This window comes from Picosynechococcus sp. NKBG15041c (assembly GCF_055380235.1).
Map to the genome: position 1 here is coordinate 1,553,026 of NZ_AP040363.1, position 20,054 is coordinate 1,573,079.

Here is a 20,054-nt window from a genome sequence, read left to right on the forward strand (position 1 = left end):
GGATTTCTCTCCTTAGATAGTGACGCGCTGTTCCAAACCGTGATGTTTATTATGCGGTAATTGGGCTCGAAAACAAGTCCCTAGAACCATTCATCATCTTCATCCCAATCATTTTCGTAGGGGATGTTCCGCCCTTGGCCCTGGCTATAGTATTTGCGGGACACATTGCGCTGCTCGTAAGGGTCGCGGCTGGTGGGCCGGGGCGCCCGGGGTTCGGGGGGGCGACGGGGCGGTGTGCCATTGCTATAGCGGTCATCCATGGGGCGATCGCCCCCATAGTTTTGTCGGGGCGGCACCGCACGATAATCATAATTTCGCGTCGGTTGCGGTCTTTGGGGCGGACGGGGACCATAATCGTAATTGTCTTGGGGCGCCCCATAACCCCGTTGGGGCGAATAATCTACACCAGGTCGGTAGGTAGAGCGAGAATCATAGTAAGAATCCTCCTCATCATCGCCAATCAACGTTTTCTTGATCGTACTAAAGAAAGAATCATCTCCTTCCTTGTCATATTGCAAGCGCACTTCCCGGTTTAGCTCATAGAGCGCATCCTGGAGATCAGCTTGGGCCCGATCAAGGCGGCGATCGTCATTCTGCTTGAGACTATCTAAAATTTCCTGGGATAAGCTTTCAATGCGGCGACGATAATAACTAGCAAACTGACTGCCAAAATCGAGGGTCACTTCCTTCAGGCGCCGGGAAGCTTGGTCGGTTAGTGCCTTGGCCCGGTTGCGTTTTTCAACTTTTTCCCGTCGTTCCCGGTCTTCCTGGGCAAACTGTTCTGCATCCCGCATCATCCGGTTCACTTCACTGTCTGTTAAGGTCGAAGAGCCTTGAATGGTGATACTTTGCTCCCGGCCCGTGGTCTTATCCCGTGCCGACACCTGCAAAATGCCATTGGCATCGATATCAAAAGACACCTGGATTTGGGGCACACCTCTGGGGGCCGGGGGAATGCCAGTGAGCTTAAACCGACCGAGAGATTTATTCCCCTGGGCCATTTCCCGCTCTCCCTGGAGCGCATGGATTTCCACGACAGTTTGGTTATTTTCTCCCGTCGAAAAAATATCAGAGCGGCGCACGGGGATCGTCGTGTTCCGGGGAATCAGCTTTTTCGTCACCCCACCAATGGTTTCCAAGCCCAGGGAGAGGGGGGTCACATCGAGCAACAAAATATCCTTTACTTCACCACCGAGGATACCTGCTTGGATTGCCGCACCGACGGCAACGACTTCATCGGGATTGACATTTTGGTTCGGCTCGCGATCAATGAAACTCCGTACTAACCCTTGTACCATCGGAATCCTCGTCGAACCGCCCACGAGCACCACTTCTCGAATTTGCACAGGGCTAATACCGGCGTCCTGGAGGGCCCGCTTAATGGGGCGACGCAGACGACTGACTAAATCACCGCATAGGCTTTCAAAGGTGGCGCGGTCCAGCTGAGTTTCAATGTGTTTTGGCCCTTCCTCAGTGGCGGTAATAAAAGGAAGATTGATTTCTGTGACAGTGACACCAGAGAGTTCGATTTTTGCTTTTTCCGCCGCTTCGGTGAGCCGTTGTAAAGATTGACGGTCTTTACGGAGATCAATATTTTCGGCCTCAAGGAACTGCTCGGCGAGCCAATCAACAATTTTTTTATCAAAATCGTTACCACCGAGCTGGGTATCACCGCTGGTGGCTTTGACTTCAAAGACCCCATCACCCACTTCCAGAACAGACACATCAAAGGTGCCACCTCCCAGGTCAAAGACCAGGATTGAGGAGCTTTCTTTTTGCTCTAAGCCATAGGCAAGGGCAGCGGCAGTAGGTTCGTTAATAATCCGTAAAACTTCCAAGCCAGCAATGCGGCCTGCATCCCTGGTTGCTTGGCGCTGGGTGTCATTAAAGTAGGCAGGAACCGTAATCACTGCCCCTGTGATTGGTTCCCCGAGATAGCGTTCTGCTTCGTCGGCGAGGCGGCGGATAATTTTGGCAGAAATTTCTTCGGGGGCAAATTCTTGGCGCAGCCGGGGACAGCGAATTTTAATTGTGTCTTCTTCGGTACGGCGGATGGTGTAAGGAACTTGCTTGGAGTCGGGGTTGAGTTCGCTGTAGCGGCGTCCCATGAAACGTTTAACGCCGTAATAGGTATTTTGGGGGTTGAGCACGGCTTGGCGGCGGGCCATTTGTCCCACAAGCAGTTCGCCATCTTTGTTAAAGCCCACAACGGAGGGGGTGGTTCTAGCTCCTTCGGAATTGGCAATGACAAGGGGTTTACTGCCTTCCATCACTGCAACGACGGAATTGGTGGTTCCGAGATCGATGCCGACTACTCTACCCATGCGCTTCTTGTTTCTCCTTGGTGTGGCTCGACAATCTCTATATATTAGGTTGCGCCACGGTTGTTAACAATATTTACTCTTCATTTTATCGAAGCGGTCAGGGATTTTCAGGGTTGGGCTTGGAGCTGCTCAAGAATTTGTTCTGCCTGGGTCTGGTAAGTGCTATGGCCCTGTTGACCAAAGAGGATGGCCGCCCGTTCCATGTCGGCGATCGCCTGGTCGAGATTTCCTAATCTGTAGTGGGTGATGGCGCGGTTGTAATAGGCTTCGGCAAATTCAGGATTTCCTGCCAGGCTAGCGGTGTAGTCCTGGAGGGCTGCACTGTGATTCTCGAAGCGGTTGTGGGCGAGGGCACGATTGTAGAGGGCTTTGGGGTAGTTGGGCCGAAGGGTGAGGGCGGCATTATAGTCGGCGATCGCCCGGGCATGGTGACCGTTGGCCTGTTGTAGCTGATTGGCACTTTTTGCCTGGAGAGCGAGATCATCGTAGGCATTCCCCCGGTTAATGAAAAAGTCGGGATTGGTACTGTTTAAGATAATCGCTTGGTCGCAGTCAGCGATCGCCTGTTGATAATTGCTGAGGAGATAGGCCGCATAGCAACGGTTCCCATAGGCATCGGCAAATTCAGGCTTTAGTTGGATCGCCTGACTATAGTCTTCAAAGGCGGCCTGGTAATCGCCTAAAACATGGTAGCTATAGCCCCGGTTATAAAAAGCCTCTGGGTCCGTAGCATCGAGGTCAATGGCCGCAGAAAATTCGGCGATCGCCCCCTGGAAATCTCCCTGGGTGAGGGCCTCAACGCCGGCGTTATAGCGTTGAATAGCACTGACTTCTGGAGCATCGGGGGTTTCGGCAACCGTGGGCATGCTCTGGGGCCAAAAAAGGAGGGCACTACCCAAAAGCACCCAAGGTAAGCTGCTAATTTTCATACGGGAAGTCCTCACATGTAACTCAGTGATGATAACTGGCCTACTTCCATCTTAGAGGGCAGGGACGGCCTGAAGTTCCCCTGCTTAAGACTTTGCATTAGTTTTGGCCTGTGGGAGATTAACTTTACGAAAAAACGGCTGTTATCGTCTGGACAGTATGGAGCGATCGCCTAATTACAGCTCAACATCTGCATAAATATCGGTCAAGGCAATGTCACAGTTCACAGATTCTAGACGAATGATCTCATCAATGGCTGTGTATTCTGTGAGACTCCATTGTTTGGGACTGTTCCGGTGGTAATGCTCGACAAATAGCCGTTCCGGTTCGATGAGCAAATAGTCTTGAAATTCTGGGATCGAGCGGTAGTAATGGAATTTTTCGCTCCGGTCATAATTTTTGGTCGCCGGGGATAAGACTTCGGCAATCAGGCAGGCATTGAGCACCGTATCTTTGCGCCCTTCTTGCAACACTAGGGGTTTCCTAGTGACCATCACATCAGGGTAAGTATAAATTTCCTGGGAAGGAACCCAGAGGCGTTGATCAACGTGAAACACGCGATATGGCTGTTTTTTTAGCCCTAGCTTCAAGGCGATGTACAGATTGCCGCTAATTTCATTATGGGTGGGTGTCCCGCTAGCCATGGGCTTGATTTCTCCTTGGATATATTCGTGGCGATCGCCTGCTTGTTCTTCCTGGGCTAAATAAGCTTCTGGGGACACGGGTTGGACCAATGTTTGCGGGGTCATAAGTTTTCTCTCACCTGGGATTTGCCCGTCCACTGTGCTCTCAAGCTAACACAGGTTTTTTGGGGCTGTTTAGGATTCGGAATTGTTTTGGTCGTTGGGCAATTCTTTTGTTTTAAAGACTGTCATAATCCCCTTGTCATAGTTGGAGGCGATCGCCAAAAAAGCCCCCCCAAGGATATACAGTGGCAAGGGCACAAAAAAGCCTTTTAGTAGCTGGAAGACCTGGACGACGATGAAGAGCACAACGACACTGGTTAACCAAACACGCATAATTTTCCCATCCAAGGAGTTTCGATTATTTTTAGCTTACCCGACCGGGCGATCGCCAGCTGTTTAGGCTGTGGGTTGGAGATCGCGGCGGACGATGCGCCCCCGGGGCGTGTCAATCTGGCTGGGGAGGGTACTTTGATTTATCAGGCTGAGACGGTCCATATCGTAGGTGGTGTAGAGCAAATTGGGGCGATCGCGGGGAATATCAATCACCGTTAAGGTCCGATAGGGAGTCAGGTTGCCTTGAACCAAAGAACGCGGCCCGTCCCCCAAAGCACCCGTATGGAGCAATTCCAACTGGCCCCGATAGGCCGGGTAGTAGGCATGTTGGTGGCCGCTGATGTAGGTATGGACGTTATACCTTTCGAGCAAAGTCTGGAGGCGATCGCCCTCGTGGAGATAGTTGCCTGGCTCTGAGCGGCTCCCCGAGGCAACAGGATAGATGGACAAATGGCCCAGGGCTAATCGCAGGCGGCTGCGTTGGGCCTGTTCACTGGCAAGACTACTCTCGATCCAAGTCCATTGTTCTGGGCTAAGGCGCGCGGTAGAAGCATCCAGTACCAAGTAGAAAATATCCTGCTGGGTAAAGCTGTAATAGAAGGGAAAATGGCGGCGATCAATGAAGTCTAGAGTGGGCGTGTGATTCGCATTGAGCCAATAGTTAATGGCTGCTTGGCGGTCAGCGGCGAAAGTATATCGGCCATTGCTAATCGAGCCGGATGCATCGTGGTTCCCCAGGGTAAAAGCTAGGGGCAGATTTGCCCGGCGTAGGGGTTGGGCAATATGACGATCAAAGCCTTGCCACATGGCACTTAGCTGGGCGGGGGTGAGGCTACTTTTTTGGCCCGCGACCATATCCCCCACGCAGAGCACCAGATCTGGCTGCCAATCGGGAATCAGGGCGATCGCCCGCTTCACCTGGGGCAGATAATCTGTGGAACCATAGGCACTGTTGAGATCGCTAATCACCACCAGGCGCACATCCCCTTTGGGGGGGGCACTCAGCCCAGTAGGGGCAGGATTCATGATGGTGGTTTGGGCGATCGCCTGGGATCTTGCCATCATCCCGCGCGAAATGAGTAACCCCCCCAGGGCCAAGCCCCCATAGGTCAAAAATTGTCGTCGATTCCCTTGCATTGGTTTTAGCCCATCACAATTTTTAATTCATCGAGGCTGGCGATCGCCACATCGGCAGTTTCTAAGTGGGCTTGGGTGGCATCTCCCCAACAGATCCCAATGGAACCAGCCGCCTCAGCCGCTTTAGCCATCTGAATATCCCCCGGTGCATCGCCGACCATCAAGGTTTGTCCAGGGGCTGTACCCAACTCAGCGCAGGCTTTGAGAAATAAATTAGGGTCGGGTTTGAGGCCAAATTCAGCGCCCATTTCCAGTTGAATATAGTCCTGCAGCTGGTAGGTTTTGACGAAAATCTCCACATTGGCGGTGCTATCCATCGAGAGAATGCCCAACTTTAAGCCCGCATCATGGCAAAATTTCAGCACCTCTAGGCTCCCGGCAAACAATGGTGAAGTATGACTGCGATCGCCCAACATCTGTTCCGCCTCGGTAAAGGCTTTTTTCGCGATGTCGAGGGCCTCAAACCAACTACGGCCCGTTTCGGCAATGTAGGCGGCGGCGGCGATCGCATTTTCCTGGTGACTGCCCACCGCCATCAACCCCGTCGGGTCTAAAACGCTGTCTACCATCCCAAAGGCCATCAGGAGTGGTTCCCCCACCCCCGGAATTTGGGCATCGATCAGCCGCGCCCGTTTTTGGGCCAGTTCCCGCAAATAACTCTGGGAATCGGCGAGGGTGCCATCTTTATCAAAAATGATCCCTGTGATGTTTTCAAAAAGGCGATCGCCCACTTGCACTGTAACCATGATGCCTTAAGTAAGTTTTTGCTCAAACTGCCACAATGTAACCCATGCTGGCAACTTTCCGACCCCAGAACCAGATCTTTAAGAAGGAGGATTTTCTGGGGTCAGGCGCAACAGTTGCCCTGAGTTGGCATCAGTAAGGACATATAGGTAACCGTCAGGGCCCTGGCGTACGTCTCGCACCCGTTGACCAATGGGAATCCGTGATTCGGCGATGACATTTCCCTGGTCATCTAATACTAGGCGACGGATATCGCGAGAAACTAAGCCCCCCGCGAAGATATTCCCTTGCCAACCCTCCAGGCGATCGCCTGTATAGACCGCCAACCCAGAAGGGGCGATCACCGGCGTCCAAACCCGTTGGGGATCCATAACTCCCGGGGCTGAAGTTTGGGAAGCAACAGGTCGCCCTGTCGAATATTCTGCGCTGAAAGAAACCACTGGCCAGCCGTAATTTTTACTCATTTCCAATAAATTCAGTTCGTCGCCTCCCCGGGAGCCATGCTCCGTAGACACGACCTGTTGTCGGAGCGGATCAAAGGTAAGCCCCTGGATATTGCGGTGGCCATAACTCCAAATCTCCGGTTGCACCTCTGGGTCTCCAAGGAAGGGATTATCTTCCGGGATAGAGCCATCGTCGTTAATGCGAATGACCTTACCCAGATGACTATCAAGGTTTTGGGCCTGATTGCGGATCAATTCACCTTCCAATTCCAGGGGAGGGTTTCCCCCATCACCAATGGCCACTAGTAAGGTCTGGTCTGGCAGCCAAGTGAGCCTTGAGCCAAAATGTTGGGCGCCTGGTTTGGTTAAGGAGCCAGGGAAAATCACTTCCCAGTTATTGAGCTGTTCCCCATCAAACTCGGCCCGTGCCACTTGGGTACGATTCGCATTCTCAGTCCCAGCGGCATAGGTGAAATAGATCCAGTTATTCTCAGGGAAGTCGGGATGAAGGGCAATGTCTAGTAGTCCCCCCTGGCGGGATGCAAAAATTTCGTCGGTCGGGATGCCGGCGATCACCTCAGGCTCCAAGACCCCATCCCGCACAATCCGTAGGCGCCCTGGTCGTTCCGTGATTAACATGTCCCCATTGGGCAACCAAGCGACTCCCCAGGGATGCTCTAACCCCTCGACAATGGGGGTGACGGTCATGGTTTCAACCGGTAAATCCTCAGCCTGGGGGCTCATTATGGAGGGAGATTCCGTCGTTGCAGAGGGGGTTTCACTGGGCATCGAAACCGATTGAGATGAACAGGCGGCTAAGGGTAAAGCCCCCCAACATAGTGCTGTGACAATGAGCTTGAGCTGCAGTTTCATGGTTGCTACTCCGTAAGGACAAACACCCCTAGGGTAGACCACAGCTCTTATTTTTGACCGGCCTCGACTTCTTTCCAGCGCTTGAGGGGGACACAATCAATTTCAAATTGGTCTAAGGCCCGGGCGACGACAAAATCTACCAGATCTTCAATGGTTTGGGGATGGTGATACCAAGCGGGAATGGCGGGAACGACCTTAACCCCCACCTCTGCCAGTTGGGTTAAATTACGCAGATGAATCAAACTCAAGGGGGTTTCCCGGGGGACAATCACCACTTTTCGACCCTCTTTGATGGACACATCCGCCGCCCGCTCCAGGAGGTCGGAACTGAGGCCATTGGCAATTTTTGCCACGGTACTCATGCTACAGGGAATCACGAGCATCCCCTGGGTGCGGTAGGAACCACTGGCAATGCCTGCACCCACATCACCCCAACGGTGGCAGCGCAAAATCCCTTTTTCAGGAACCCCCGCTTGCGATCGCCAAAAGATCGCTTGGTGCTCTGGGTCGGCGGGCATCGTAATGCCATCTTCTGCTTGCCACACCATAAAAGAAGCTTTAGAGGCCACCACATCCACTGTTAAGTTAGCTTCTAATAAATATTTAAGAGTCCGCACAGCATAAATGAGCCCCGATGCGCCACTAATGCCAACTGTGAGGGGTCGATCCATAAGGTTATTGATTTTTTAGGGGGATTTTTTTTGTAACGTTTTTTTAAATCAAACCTTCAAATTCTAACGCTTCAATCATTTGCAGGCCATTGGGATCTCCCACCCGTAGGAGGGCAGCCCTGGCGTCTTCTTTGACACCCACATCTTCATCTTCGACGAGGGCTTCGATTAGGGCGTCAATCGCCGTGGCATAGATGACATTGGAGGGCATTTCCCGGGACAGTTGCCCTAGAGACCAAGCACAATTACTCCGGACAGCGGCCATTTTGTCACGGCGTAGTCCCCGGATAATCGGGGGGATTGCACGCGAAATATCTTCATATTGAAGTTTGGCTACCTGGGCAAGGCTACTGGCAGCCCACAAACGGACAGCGGAAATATCGTTTTCGAGGGCATGGATGAGGGGATCTACGGAGCGGCGATCGCCACAATTACCCAAAGCCCAAACAACCCCTTTGCGGACATAGCCATTCCAATCTTGCTTGAGTACATCAATGAGGGCAGGCACTGCGGCCTCAGCTGCATTACGGCCCAGGGCATAGGCGGCACTCACCCGGGTTAGGGGGCAAACATCCCGTTGGAGGAGCTCAACTAGGGGCAGCACAGCCCGTTCGTCTCGGTGGTCGCAGAAGTAACGGGCGGCGATCATCCGTTGGGTTTTATCGGCATTTTCCAGCTTGGCCAGCATTGATTCTGCCGTGGCTGCGTCTTCTGAGGCGTTTGCTTGGAGCGTCTCTCCAAAGGTCTCGTTAATTAGGTTAAGGTCATTCGGACTTGGCATAATTATTACCCTACTATCGTTGTTGTCCCAGGGGCAACTGTTTTGCGGGGTCTACGGTCGGCGATCGCCACCACCATCGCGTCAAAGTCTACCGGAGCTCCTTTTCTTTGCAAAGAAATAAAACGAAAACTTTATAATGGAGGCTGATCCCTTTGTTTACCCGAAAAAATTATGGCTCTAGCACTGACGACCGAAAACGTCGAAGCAACCCTCGATGAACTGCGCCCTTACCTAAAAGCCGATGGTGGCAACGTTGAGCTCGTTGAAATTGATGGCCCCATTGTGAAGCTTCGTCTCCAGGGAGCCTGTGGCTCCTGCCCCAGTTCCACCATGACCCTGCGCATGGGCATCGAGCGCCGTCTCCGGGAAAACATCCCCGAAATCGCAGAAGTAGAACAGGTTTTCTAAGTATTTTTTCACTGTCTCTAAATTTCTAGGGGTTTGCGACTACCGTAAACCCCTATTTTTTGCATTTAACTGAACTGTTGGCGATCAACCGGTATTGCGCATCCCCGCTGCAATGCCGTTAATCGTGAGGAGGGCGCCCCGCAGTAATTCTTCTTTGCTGTAGCGGAAGTGGACAATACTGGCCTGGGTTTCACGGGTATATTGTCGAAGCCGTTTGAGTAAAGAAACCTGGAGAAAGCCGAGGGGCACAATGGTGGCATTTCTCAGTTGTACTGATCGTTGTAGGGGGCGATCGCTATCGAGCAGAGCCTCGTTTTCTGTGATCTCTAGGATCAGCTTTTTGGTGAGTTTGTACTCTTGGCTGATTTGGTCTAGGAGTTTTTCAAAGCGAGGAATATCTTCCCTTTCGGCCAGCTCATGGACATAGTGACTTGCCATTTGCAGGTCTACCTTTGAGAGGGTCATTTCTACTTTAGAGATTACCATCCGGAAAAAAGGCCATTTGCTGTAGAAATAACGCATCAGCTTGAGATTTTCGACAGGATCTTGTTCAAAGAAACCTTGGAGCGCTGTACCCACACCATACCAAGCCGGCACGAGGAAGCGGCTTTGGGTCCAGCTAAAGACCCAGGGAATTGCCCGGAGGCTACTGAGATCCTTGTTGCCTTTTTTTCGACGGGCCGGTCGAGAACTGATTTGCAGTTGGCTAATCTCTGGGATCGGTGTTACGGACATAAAGAAGTCGATAAAGTCAGGATCTTCGTAAATTAACGCCCGATAAGCGGCCCGCGATCGCTGGGAAAGATCTTCCATGATCCGGTTCCAGGGCTGGATATCATCAAAACCACTGGCCAACAAACTCGATTGAATCACAGCGGTGGAAACACTCTCCAAATGATAGAGGGCCAGATCCGGCAGGGAATATTTTGAGGCGAGGACTTCCCCCTGTTCGGTGATCTTGATGCGGCCATTGATTGTATTGGGCGGCTGGGCCAGAATTGCCGCGTAGGCGGGGCCACCACCCCGACCGACCGAACCGCCCCGACCATGGAAAATACGTAGATCGATGCCATAGGGGTCGGCGACCTGCTGGAGATTTTTTTGAGCCTTGTGAATTTCCCAGTTGCTACTCAGGAAGCCGGAATCTTTATTACTATCGGAATAGCCGAGCATAATTTCCTGGAGATCGGGCATGAGGCGATCGCCAAAGGTTTCATCACAATTAAGATCCTGGGAGGAACCATAGCCCCCCGCTAAACAGGCCCGGTAGAGGGGAATATCAAACAGTGCCTGCATGATTTCTGGGGCATTGCGTAGGTCATCCACCGTTTCAAACAGGGGCGCAATGCGAATGGTTGTTGTCCCCGTAACTGGGTCATATAAACCCGCTTCTTGGGCCAAGAGCAGCACTTCCAATACATCGCTGACTTCGTTGGTCATGCTGATGATGTAGGTCTGGCAGATACCGATGCCAAATTCCTGTTGGAGACGGCGCAGCACCTGGAGCGTTTGGATGGTTTCTACTGTTTTTTCCGAGAATTGCATTTCCTTCGGAATCAGGGGGCGGCGGGTTTTGAGCTCCTGCACCAGCCAATCGGTTTTCTCCTGGTCGCTGAGGTCGTTGTAAGATTTCGGTAATACCCCCAGATAATCAACAATTTCGGCGATCGCATCGGAATGTCTTGTGGATTCCTGCCGAAAATCAAGGCGGGTCAGCACAAAGCCAAAAATTTCCACCTGACAAATCAACTTATCCAGGGCAGCACAGTGAATTTCCGTTTGCACCAAGCTTTCGCGAATCAGTTTTAAATCAGCCAGAAAATCTTGTCCACAGAGGTAAACCGTATCGTCAGCTGCTTCTACTTTATTTTCCCAGGCGGGCATATTCGCCAGGCGACGGTTGCGATCAAGGGTATTTTCTAAGCGCTGCTTGATGTAGGCCAACTTGAGACGATAGGGCTCTTGGCGGTAACGGATGGCGAGAGTTTCGTAGATATCTGGGAAAATATTTTGTTCCTGTTCCAGGGAATCTAATAGATCTGGCAGGACATTACTCCAGTGCAAAGAAAGACTCAACACATCTGAAAGGGAGTCAACGGAAGCCACGTAGCGCTCTAGCACTAAACCCCGCTGGTAGCAGGCTGTCTTCCAGGTGACATCGGGGGTGACGGAAGGATTTCCATCGCGATCGCCCCCGACCCAGGAGCCAAAATTACAAAAATTGGTGGCTGGCGGCTTGAGGCTCGAAAAAGATGCTTTCAGAGCTTGTTGTAAGCGCACTGATAATTCTGGCAGGGTATCAAAAAGCACTTCCTCGAAGTAATGGAGGGCATAGTCCACTTCATCTAAGACCTGGGGCTTAAACTGGTGCAGCTCGTCGGTCCGCCACCAGAGCCGAATTTCTTCTGTGAGTTGCTGCTTGATATTTTCAATTTCCCAAGATTCTGCGGTGCCTGTGTGTTTGACCCCTTCTTCTGTTTGGTCTAACTGCCGCAAAATACCTGCGATGCGTCGTTGCTTGTTACGGATGGTGTGGCGGACAATTTCTGTGGGGTGAGCTGTAAAGACTAGGCGAATGTCCAATTGATCCAAAAGCCTCTGGATCGTCTGAGGGGGCATGTTTTGGCGCTTGAGGTGGGGAAAAAGCCAGTCAAAAGTACCCGCCTGGGTGGGGGCAATTTCTGTATAGACACTTTGACTGTCGCTCTCGGTATCGCTAGCGGCGGCAAGATTCCGGCGAAATTGCTGCTGTTCGCGCTGCTCGTAGTGCTGCTCAACGCTATTGATTAACTGGAAATAAAGGGCGAAGGCCCGGGCGGCCCGGATCGCATCTTCGAGGCTCAGGGTTTCGATGAGCGCTGAAATTTCACTCGGAGAAAAATAAATACTTTGGCCATCATCGGCGCGGGTCGCCCGGAGATGATTCAGGCGATCGACGAGTTTTTGACCACATTCTTTCTGCAACACCGCCTGCCAAAGATCTTCAACCAGCACCAGACGTTGCCGCAGGAGAGATTGGGAAGTGGACAAAAGTTCAGCTTCGGCACTGGGGGGATGCAGGACTTGGTTCATGGTACTTCTTAGGCGTTTCTGGGGATGAGGGAAAGGGGCTGTCTGCTGTGAGAGAAGATCTTGACGATTGTAAGGGCTAAGGTTCGATTGGGGTAGTCCAATGGGACACGGAACGGGCGATCGCCCCCAGGATTCTGGCGGCTATGGGCAGAAAAGACAATGGCAAACCCGAGACAATACGGTGTAAAAGGCTTGGTTAATCTGGTTGCTCTGTTTCAGGAAATGGCAATGAGGGGAGGCGATCGCCGCGAAAAATTTCTTCACTCCAGACGCCAGTACTGACCAGAGCTTGGGTACAGACATGGCCCAAGCGGTGGCCAATGAGATAGATGGGAGCGCAAGGGCTAAGAAGATAGGCAGGAGAAATCGGCAATTGAACTTTCATGGGCGTAGAGAGCGATAAGCCATCCCCATCCTACTAGACCTGTTTGATACAGAACAATTCCGGTGAGTTTCATTGGTCAAAAGTGGCCGTAAAACCTCGTTTTTTTTACGACAATTACAAAAAGAAAATTTTAGGTAAACAAGGCGATCGCCACTTCCCGAAAAACTATCGTTTTGTCAGGGCAAGTTAAATCTCTGGGCAAAGCATCCCCTTGCCTTTTTAGGTCGAGGAATGTCAACTTGGTGGGTGAATGATATTGCCCCCATTAAATTAGCGATCTTCAACTTCTAGCTGTGACCACCGCCCCTCCAACCGATCTGCGCTCCCATTTAGCACCCTGGCTCCGGGATGCGATCCGGCAGGCTGTGCCCTTAGGCGCTTACTTGCGGCTGCAGGTGCGACTCCGGGGCAACACGCTCCACTTGCTCTGTGAAACCACTTGTCCCACAGAAAAAGAAGATATTACCCCAGAAATTCTCCGGGCACTCCAAAGGCAACCAAAACCGATTGTGCTATTGCAACCGCCGCCCTCCCCTGAGATTTACCGATTGGTGGTGTATGGGCGGCTTCGTCAAGCAAAAAAGAGCCTATGGCTGAGTCTAATTGAGCTAGAAACACCCCAGAAACAAAAAGCGGCCATCCCGTCTGCCCAACATTTCAAGAAACAGGCCCGTTCCGGTTCCCCGACAGCGATCGCCCAGTATCTGAGTCAGAACCTAGGCATCTTAGGGGTCAGCATGCGGGTAGAAACCCAAACGTTAAGCAACCCCGAAGCCCACCAAGCCAAACGACGCCTTTGGATTACCTGTGAATGCGACTACAGTCCGGATTATAGCCTCTTGACAGAGCCCCTCGTCCAACGGCTCCGGGAACTGCAAATTAAGGGATTTCGAGATGGGGCCATCCGCTGTCAGATTCGGGGAGAAGCCCAGCCAGAATGGTTACTCTGGGTTGATCTGACGCCGCCGGAGGTAATGTTGCGCCAGTGGGCCCGCTGGGGAGATGCTGAGGCGATCGCCACCCTGTTGACCCAAACCCTCAAGGCCCAAGGCTTCGCGTTCCAGGCTGCCACTACAGACTATCGACTCGCACTCACCTGCGCTATTCCGCCCCATTCAACCATCGGCCAAGCACAAATCCTCGCTGTGATCGAAAATATTTTGGCAGGGTTAGCGCCCCAAGGCTTGCACCAAGTGAGCCTCCAAGGGCGAGCAAAAACATCTCAGGCAGTCCTCTGGGAAACAACATGGCCTCTGCCTGGCGCAACACGATCCGGACGACAGGCGACCCCAGTACAACTGGCCCAACAGGGAAATTTAGTTGCCCTTAAATTTTTGCTCCAGCGGTGCCTTAATCCTCAACTCCAAGAACGCCTCGCCACTGGGGGAGTTCACATTACTCTCCGACGGCGGGAGGCGACCCTCTATGTCATGGTTGAGGCGATCGCCTGCCCTCCCCAAGGGGAAACAATCAAGGCAATCAGCGCTTTATTTCGGACCCTAGAGACCCAACCCTTTACCTGTTTGAACATTTATGGTCGTCGCTCTGGGCAGAGTCAAGCGCTCTGGCAACAGGTGCTCAAGCTTGCCCCTACGCCGTCAGCCCCAGCAGATGTCTCAGAGCCCTCTTCACAGCCCCTGGCCGCGGCAGTGGCAGTAGAGCCGCCCCTACATTTTCGAGAAAATATTGCTCAAATTACCTGTGATCTCCTGAAGGCGACGAAGATTTGGTGTCCAATGCCCGATCGCCATGGCCTGGTTCTCCACCGTGATGCGCCCCGCAGTTATCATTTGTCCTCAAGGCCGCAGCGACGAAAACTGGCCTGTCTTTGGGGTTTGCTGGGTGTCCTGATGGTGGGGCAGTTGGACTGGCTCGCAGGCCGATGGCTCCAGGGAAATATCCTCAATCAAGGGACAATGATCGCCGTTTCTCAGGATGACCCTTCAACCCGCTCCGAAGTGCTCAATGCTCAGCTCCCTCACCCTGACCAGCGTACCACTGCATCTCAGGCGATCGCCTTGTCCGAAACCACTGCTTACCCATCCTTTGACAATGACCTCATCGATGACAAACTAGCCCTCTATCAAAAACGGGTGGCCACCAATGGTGTACCCGACATTCTCATCATTGGTAGCTCCCGAGCACTGCGTGGTCTTGATCCTTTTGTGCTCCATACGGCTCTCCAGGAACAAGGTTATCCGCCCCTTGATATCTTCAATTTTGGGGTCAATGGTGCAACGGTGCAGGTATTTGACTTCCTTTTGCGCCAGGTCATCCCCCCAGAACAATTGCCCAAGCTGATTATTTTGGCCGATGGAGCCAGGGCGTTTAATAGCGGTCGCCAAGATTTGACCTATGATTTGCTGACCGCTTCGCCTGGGTTTCAAGCCCTCCAAAGGGGAGATTTGCCACAGTTTACCCATCGCTCCAAGCAACGACTTAACCCGGCAGACTTGAACCAAGCGGCTGCCCAGTGGTTTGGTGATGTTTCTCAGGTTTACAACCAACGGGCCTTACTGAAAGACTATGTCTTGTCTGGGATGGCCCTTTCCCCTGCAGGCGATCGTCCCCCAGAAGTCTCCCCCACATCGACACAAATCAATTTTAATTTAGACGGTTTTTTGCCCCTCGACCGTCGGTTTGACCCAGAGAGCTATTACCAAAACCATGGCCGGGTCACAGGAGATTATGACGGTGACTACGCTGCCTTTAGCCTTAATGGATCACAGCAGGAAGCCTTTCTGACTCTGTTAGCCCATCTTAAAGCTCACCACGTTGATTTAGTGTTTCTCAATCAACCCCTGAGCGATCATTACCTCGACCCAGTGCGTCAGCGCTATGAAAAGCAGTTTCGGGTTTATTTTCGGCAGTTGGCAGCCCAACAAAACTTTGATTTTGTTGACTTCGTGCACCAACCATCTTGGCGACGTCGCTATGATTTTTTCTCAGATCCTAGCCACCTGAATCAATTTGGGGCCGCCCAGGTCGCCCGGGAACTTGCGGCCATAACGGAGCTCCCTTGGCCCCAGAATCCTTAACTGTTAGAAGAGCGGTATTGTTGAACGACGGCTTGCACCCCAGGTGATAGCCAACTGTCATAGGCAGGATAAACAGCCAGACGGGGTTGTAACTGCCAGCCTTTGGTCGCCAGGAGAAGTTCTAGGCGATCGTGGTCCAGATGGAGATAATCCGGGTTCACCTCATCTTTAGGGACGATGCCTCCTAAGTCCCTGGCTCCCGCTTCGATACATTGGAGCAGCCACTGGGGATCTGCCACCAGATTTGGGGGAATCTGGATTGTCACCTCCGGGGGGAGGATTGTGCGGGCCATTGCAATAATTTTGGGCAGCTGATCTGGGGAAAAAGCTTGACCGGAGTAGTGTTGTTGGCTCCCGGGCCGATGGGGCTGCAAGATCACTTCTTGGATATGGCCATATTGTTTTTGTACCGAGGCGATCGCCTCCAAGGTATTCCAGCAGTCCTGGGGGGTTTCACCAATGCCCAACAGAAGCCCTGTCGTAAAAGGGATCTGGAGCTCTCCTGCCCAGATCAACTGCTGTAAACGCATCTTTGGATCTTTACTTGGTGCCTGGCGATGAACCGGCAGATCCGAGCGTATCTGTTCCAGCATCAGCCCCATCGAGCCATTGACTTCTTTTAAAAATTCCATCTCCGCCCAACTCAAGGGACCTGCATTGGTGTGGGGGATAAAGCCATGCTCCAGGGCCAACTGGCATAGGTCGTAAATGAGTTGGATCAAAGGCGATCGCCGACTCGACGCCGGATGCACCTCCCCGCTCAAGATTAAAATTTCTCGGACACCCTGTTCCCACAACCCATCTAAACGCTCTCGGGCCTCGTCGCGAGACAACCAGGTGTCTTTGCCCGGATCAACCCGAAAATTACAGTACTCACAACGATTAAAACACTCATAGGTCGGCACCAAGGTAAAGGCTGGACTATAGGTCACAACAGCCTTCCGACCTCGAAGCATTTCCCCTGTGGGGCAATTTGCCCTTGACATTTCCAGCGCAGACCCTTTGAAATTCAAAACATTTCCTTAAAACACTTTACAAAAAGCAATAGTTTCACTAATATTAAGGGCATAAGGTTAAGCACCTTGATAATTTCATAGCAATCATAAACACATGACTACTACACTACAGCAGCGCGAGAGCGCTTCCTTGTGGGAGAAGTTCTGTCAGTGGATCACCAGCACCGAGAACCGCATCTATGTCGGTTGGTTCGGCGTCCTGATGATTCCTACTCTTCTCACTGCCACCACCTGCTTCATCATCGCTTTCATCGCTGCTCCCCCCGTGGACATCGATGGTATCCGTGAGCCCGTCGCAGGTTCTCTTCTCTACGGTAACAACATCATCTCTGGTGCTGTTGTTCCTTCTTCTAACGCAATTGGTCTCCACTTCTACCCCATCTGGGAAGCTGCTTCCCTCGATGAGTGGTTGTACAACGGTGGCCCTTACCAGTTGGTAATTTTCCACTTCCTCATCGGCGTATTCTGCTACATGGGTCGTGAGTGGGAACTTTCTTACCGCCTTGGTATGCGTCCCTGGATCTGTGTTGCTTTCTCTGCTCCCGTAGCCGCAGCAACTGCAGTATTCCTCATTTACCCCATCGGTCAAGGTTCCTTCTCTGATGGTATGCCTTTGGGTATCTCTGGTACGTTCAACTTCATGATCGTATTCCAGGCTGAGCACAACATCCTGATGCACCCCTTCCACATGCTCGGTGTGGCTGGTGTATTCGGCGGTTCTTTGTTCTCCGCAATGCACGGTTCTCTCGTAACCTCTTCTTTGGTACGTGAGACCACTGAAACCGAATCTCAGAACTACGGTTACAAGTTCGGTCAAGAAGAAGAAACTTACAACATCGTTGCAGCCCACGGCTACTTCGGTCGTTTGATCTTCCAATATGCATCTTTCAACAACAGCCGTTCCTTGCACTTCTTGCTTGGTGCATGGCCTGTAGTCGGTATCTGGTTCACTGCTCTTGGTGTATCTACCATGGCATTCAACCTGAACGGTTTCAACTTCAACCAGTCCATCTTGGACAGCCAAGGTCGTGTAATCAACACCTGGGCGGACATTCTGAACCGTGCGAACCTCGGTTTTGAAGTAATGCACGAGCGTAATGCTCACAACTTCCCCTTAGACTTGGCAGCTGGCGAGCAAGCTCCTGTAGCTCTGCAAGCTCCTGCAATCAACGGTTAAGAACCGCTTGAGTTTTAGGGTTTAGTTGAAAAGAATGATTGCTTTGACAGAAAAACTGAATAAGTAATTGTTAGCGAGAGCCCCTGCCATTAATGGTGGGGGCTCTCGCTTGTTTGTGCTTTAAAGTGAGGATGCTTCACCCTGGGTTTTTACTTGCCTTTGATGTTCGATGTGCGTAACTAATGGGTATTTGGGCGATCGCCCAAAAACTTTTCTCTGAAAAATACGGAGATCGCCACGAAAAAAATACAATACAACTCAGCGTCGGCCCAGCTTTTGCCAGGAAATTTCCATAATCTATCGAAGGGAATATGGCAAAATGAACAGATTAAAGAAATTGTTAACGGAACGGGTATCGGTTCATGTCTAAATTTATCTTTGTCACCGGTGGTGTGGTATCCAGCATCGGGAAAGGCATTGTGGCGGCAAGTTTGGGGCGTCTACTGAAATCCCGAGACTATTCCGTGTCGATCTTGAAGCTCGATCCTTATATTAACGTCGATCCCGGTACCATGAGCCCGTTTCAGCATGGGGAAGTTTTTGTCACCGAAGATGGGGCCGAGACCGACCTTGACCTCGGCCACTATGAGCGCTTCACTGATACCTCCATGTCCCGTCTCAATAGTGTCACCACCGGCTCTATTTACCAAGCGGTAATCAATAAAGAGCGTCGCGGTGATTATCAGGGGGGCACAGTGCAGGTGATTCCCCACATCACGAACGAAATTAAAGAGCGGATTTTCCGGGTGGCAGAGAATACGAACCCTGATTTTGTGATCACCGAAATTGGCGGCACCGTCGGCGATATTGAGTCTTTACCGTTCCTCGAAGCCATTCGACAATTCCGTAAAGAAGCAGGCCGGGATAACGTTCTATACATGCATGTGACCTTGATTCCCTGGATTCCCTCGGCGGGGGAAACGAAGACCAAGCCCACCCAACATTCTGTAAAAGAGCTGCGCTCTATTGGCATTCAGCCGGATATTCTCGTCTGCCGTTGCGATCGCCCCCTGCCCCAAGGCCAACGGGAAAAAATCTCAGAATTCTGTAATGTGCCAGAGGAGCAAGTGATCACCTCCCAGGATGCCAGCAGTATTTACGAAGTGCCCCTGATGCTGGAACGGGAAGGGCTAGCAGAACAGACTTTAAAATTGTTGCGGCTGGAAACTCGCCAGCCGAACCTGGAGCAGTGGCAGAATCTGGTAGAGCGAATGAAGCGCCCCAGCCGCCAGATGGATATTGCGATCGTTGGTAAATATGTGCAGCTCAATGATGCCTATCTGTCCGTGGTGGAATCCCTCGGTCATGCGGCGATCGCCAATGACATTGATATCAAACTCCACTGGGTGAATGCCGAAGATCTTGAAAAACAAGGTGCCGCCGCCTACCTCACAGAAATGAGCGGCATCGTTGTCCCTGGGGGCTTTGGGGTGCGGGGTGTCGATGGGAAAGTGGCGGCGATCGAATATGCCCGCGTCAACCGGATTCCCTTCCTCGGTCTCTGTTTGGGGATGCAGTCTTCTGTGATTGAATGGGCCCGTAACGTGGCGAAACTCGAAGATGCCCACAGCGCCGAATTTCATCCCGATGCCAAAAACCCAGTCATTAACCTTCTGCCCGAACAGCGGGATGTGGTGGATCTCGGGGGCACCATGCGTTTGGGCTTATATCCTTGCCGTTTGACACCTGATACCCTGACCCATCAGCTCTATGGTCAAGAAGTTGTCTATGAGCGCCATCGCCACCGCTACGAATTTAACAATGCTTACCGGAGTTTATTTCTAGAAACGGGCTATCAGGTCAGTGGAACATCTCCCGATGGGCGCTTGGTAGAAATTGTTGAATATGCAGATCATCCCTTTTTTATTGCCACCCAGTTTCACCCAGAATTTCAATCCCGTCCTAACAAGCCACATCCTCTATTTTTTGGCTTTATCCAGGCGGCAGGCAACCATAAATCGAAACCCGTTGCCGAGCAAGGGGCGTCAGTCACTGAAGAGCTTTCCGCTTCCTTTTCTTAGAAAATCCCTTTGGGTACT

At 51.9% G+C, this 20,054-nt stretch carries 16 protein-coding genes; 4 read left to right on the forward strand and 12 right to left on the reverse strand.

Features of this window, described 5'->3' with window-relative positions; genetic code table 11:
• Positions 1-80: 80 nt before the first annotated feature.
• From dnaK to ACZ45B_RS07510, 9 genes are all read right to left on the reverse strand, one after another.
• On the reverse strand, positions 81-2,324 hold the full coding sequence (gene dnaK, locus ACZ45B_RS07470) for a molecular chaperone DnaK (protein WP_024545509.1): 2,244 nt from the start codon (positions 2,322-2,324) through the stop codon (positions 81-83).
• Between the two features lie 107 nt (positions 2,325-2,431).
• Positions 2,432-3,253: a tetratricopeptide repeat protein gene (locus ACZ45B_RS07475; protein ID WP_024545508.1), complete on the reverse strand. Its 822-nt coding sequence runs from the start codon at positions 3,251-3,253 to the stop codon at positions 2,432-2,434.
• Positions 3,254-3,427: 174 nt separating this feature from the next.
• A complete protein-coding gene (locus ACZ45B_RS07480) occupies positions 3,428-4,000 on the reverse strand; it encodes a Uma2 family endonuclease (protein WP_024545507.1) in 573 nt (190 codons plus the stop codon).
• Between the two features lie 69 nt (positions 4,001-4,069).
• On the reverse strand, positions 4,070-4,270 hold the full coding sequence (locus tag ACZ45B_RS07485) for a hypothetical protein (protein ID WP_024545506.1): 201 nt from the start codon (positions 4,268-4,270) through the stop codon (positions 4,070-4,072).
• 63 nt (positions 4,271-4,333) lie between these two features.
• Positions 4,334-5,407, reverse strand: a complete 1,074-nt coding sequence (locus ACZ45B_RS07490; protein ID WP_024545505.1) for a metallophosphoesterase family protein — start codon at positions 5,405-5,407, stop codon at positions 4,334-4,336.
• A 5-nt stretch (positions 5,408-5,412) separates the two neighbouring features.
• The gene (locus tag ACZ45B_RS07495; RefSeq protein WP_024545504.1) at positions 5,413-6,153 is read right to left on the reverse strand and encodes an HAD family hydrolase; all 741 of its coding nucleotides are present in this window, start codon (positions 6,151-6,153) and stop codon (positions 5,413-5,415) included.
• Positions 6,154-6,231: 78 nt separating this feature from the next.
• Positions 6,232-7,338, reverse strand: a complete 1,107-nt coding sequence (locus tag ACZ45B_RS07500; protein ID WP_315862130.1) for a PQQ-dependent sugar dehydrogenase — start codon at positions 7,336-7,338, stop codon at positions 6,232-6,234.
• Positions 7,339-7,514: 176 nt separating this feature from the next.
• A complete protein-coding gene (locus tag ACZ45B_RS07505; RefSeq protein ID WP_024545502.1) occupies positions 7,515-8,138 on the reverse strand; it encodes a flavin prenyltransferase UbiX in 624 nt (207 codons plus the stop codon).
• Between the two features lie 43 nt (positions 8,139-8,181).
• Complete coding sequence (locus ACZ45B_RS07510; protein WP_024545501.1) at positions 8,182-8,919, reverse strand: HEAT repeat domain-containing protein; 738 nt, start codon at positions 8,917-8,919, stop codon at positions 8,182-8,184.
• 171 nt (positions 8,920-9,090) lie between these two features.
• Between ACZ45B_RS07510 and ACZ45B_RS07515 the strand changes: the two genes are divergently transcribed.
• A complete protein-coding gene (locus ACZ45B_RS07515) occupies positions 9,091-9,327 on the forward strand; it encodes a NifU family protein (protein ID WP_024545500.1) in 237 nt (78 codons plus the stop codon).
• Between the two features lie 84 nt (positions 9,328-9,411).
• Here ACZ45B_RS07515 and ppc read toward each other — a convergent pair whose 3' ends face one another.
• Positions 9,412-12,399, reverse strand: a complete 2,988-nt coding sequence (gene ppc, locus ACZ45B_RS07520; protein WP_024545499.1) for a phosphoenolpyruvate carboxylase — start codon at positions 12,397-12,399, stop codon at positions 9,412-9,414.
• 196 nt (positions 12,400-12,595) lie between these two features.
• Positions 12,596-12,784 carry a hypothetical protein gene (locus ACZ45B_RS07525; RefSeq protein WP_024545498.1) on the reverse strand — a complete coding sequence of 63 codons (189 nt, stop codon included), beginning with the start codon at positions 12,782-12,784 and terminating at the stop codon, positions 12,596-12,598.
• A gap of 293 nt (positions 12,785-13,077) precedes the next feature.
• Between ACZ45B_RS07525 and ACZ45B_RS07530 the strand changes: the two genes are divergently transcribed.
• Entirely contained in the window at positions 13,078-15,822 is a 2,745-nt protein-coding gene (locus tag ACZ45B_RS07530; RefSeq protein WP_024545497.1) for an SGNH/GDSL hydrolase family protein, read from the forward strand.
• Here the strand turns inward: ACZ45B_RS07530 and cofG are convergent.
• The gene (gene cofG, locus ACZ45B_RS07535) at positions 15,819-16,778 is read right to left on the reverse strand and encodes a 7,8-didemethyl-8-hydroxy-5-deazariboflavin synthase subunit CofG (protein WP_024545496.1); all 960 of its coding nucleotides are present in this window, start codon (positions 16,776-16,778) and stop codon (positions 15,819-15,821) included. The two genes, ACZ45B_RS07530 and cofG, sit on opposite strands and share 4 nt — an antisense overlap.
• A 154-nt stretch (positions 16,779-16,932) precedes the next feature.
• Here cofG and psbA point away from each other — a divergent pair, with 154 nt between their 5' ends.
• Positions 16,933-18,015 (forward strand): photosystem II q(b) protein, encoded by a 1,083-nt coding sequence (gene psbA / locus ACZ45B_RS07540; RefSeq protein ID WP_096415623.1) that lies wholly within the window; start codon positions 16,933-16,935, stop codon positions 18,013-18,015.
• A gap of 362 nt (positions 18,016-18,377) precedes the next feature.
• A complete protein-coding gene (locus ACZ45B_RS07545; protein WP_024547109.1) occupies positions 18,378-20,036 on the forward strand; it encodes a CTP synthase in 1,659 nt (552 codons plus the stop codon).
• Positions 20,037-20,054 lie beyond the last annotated feature (18 nt).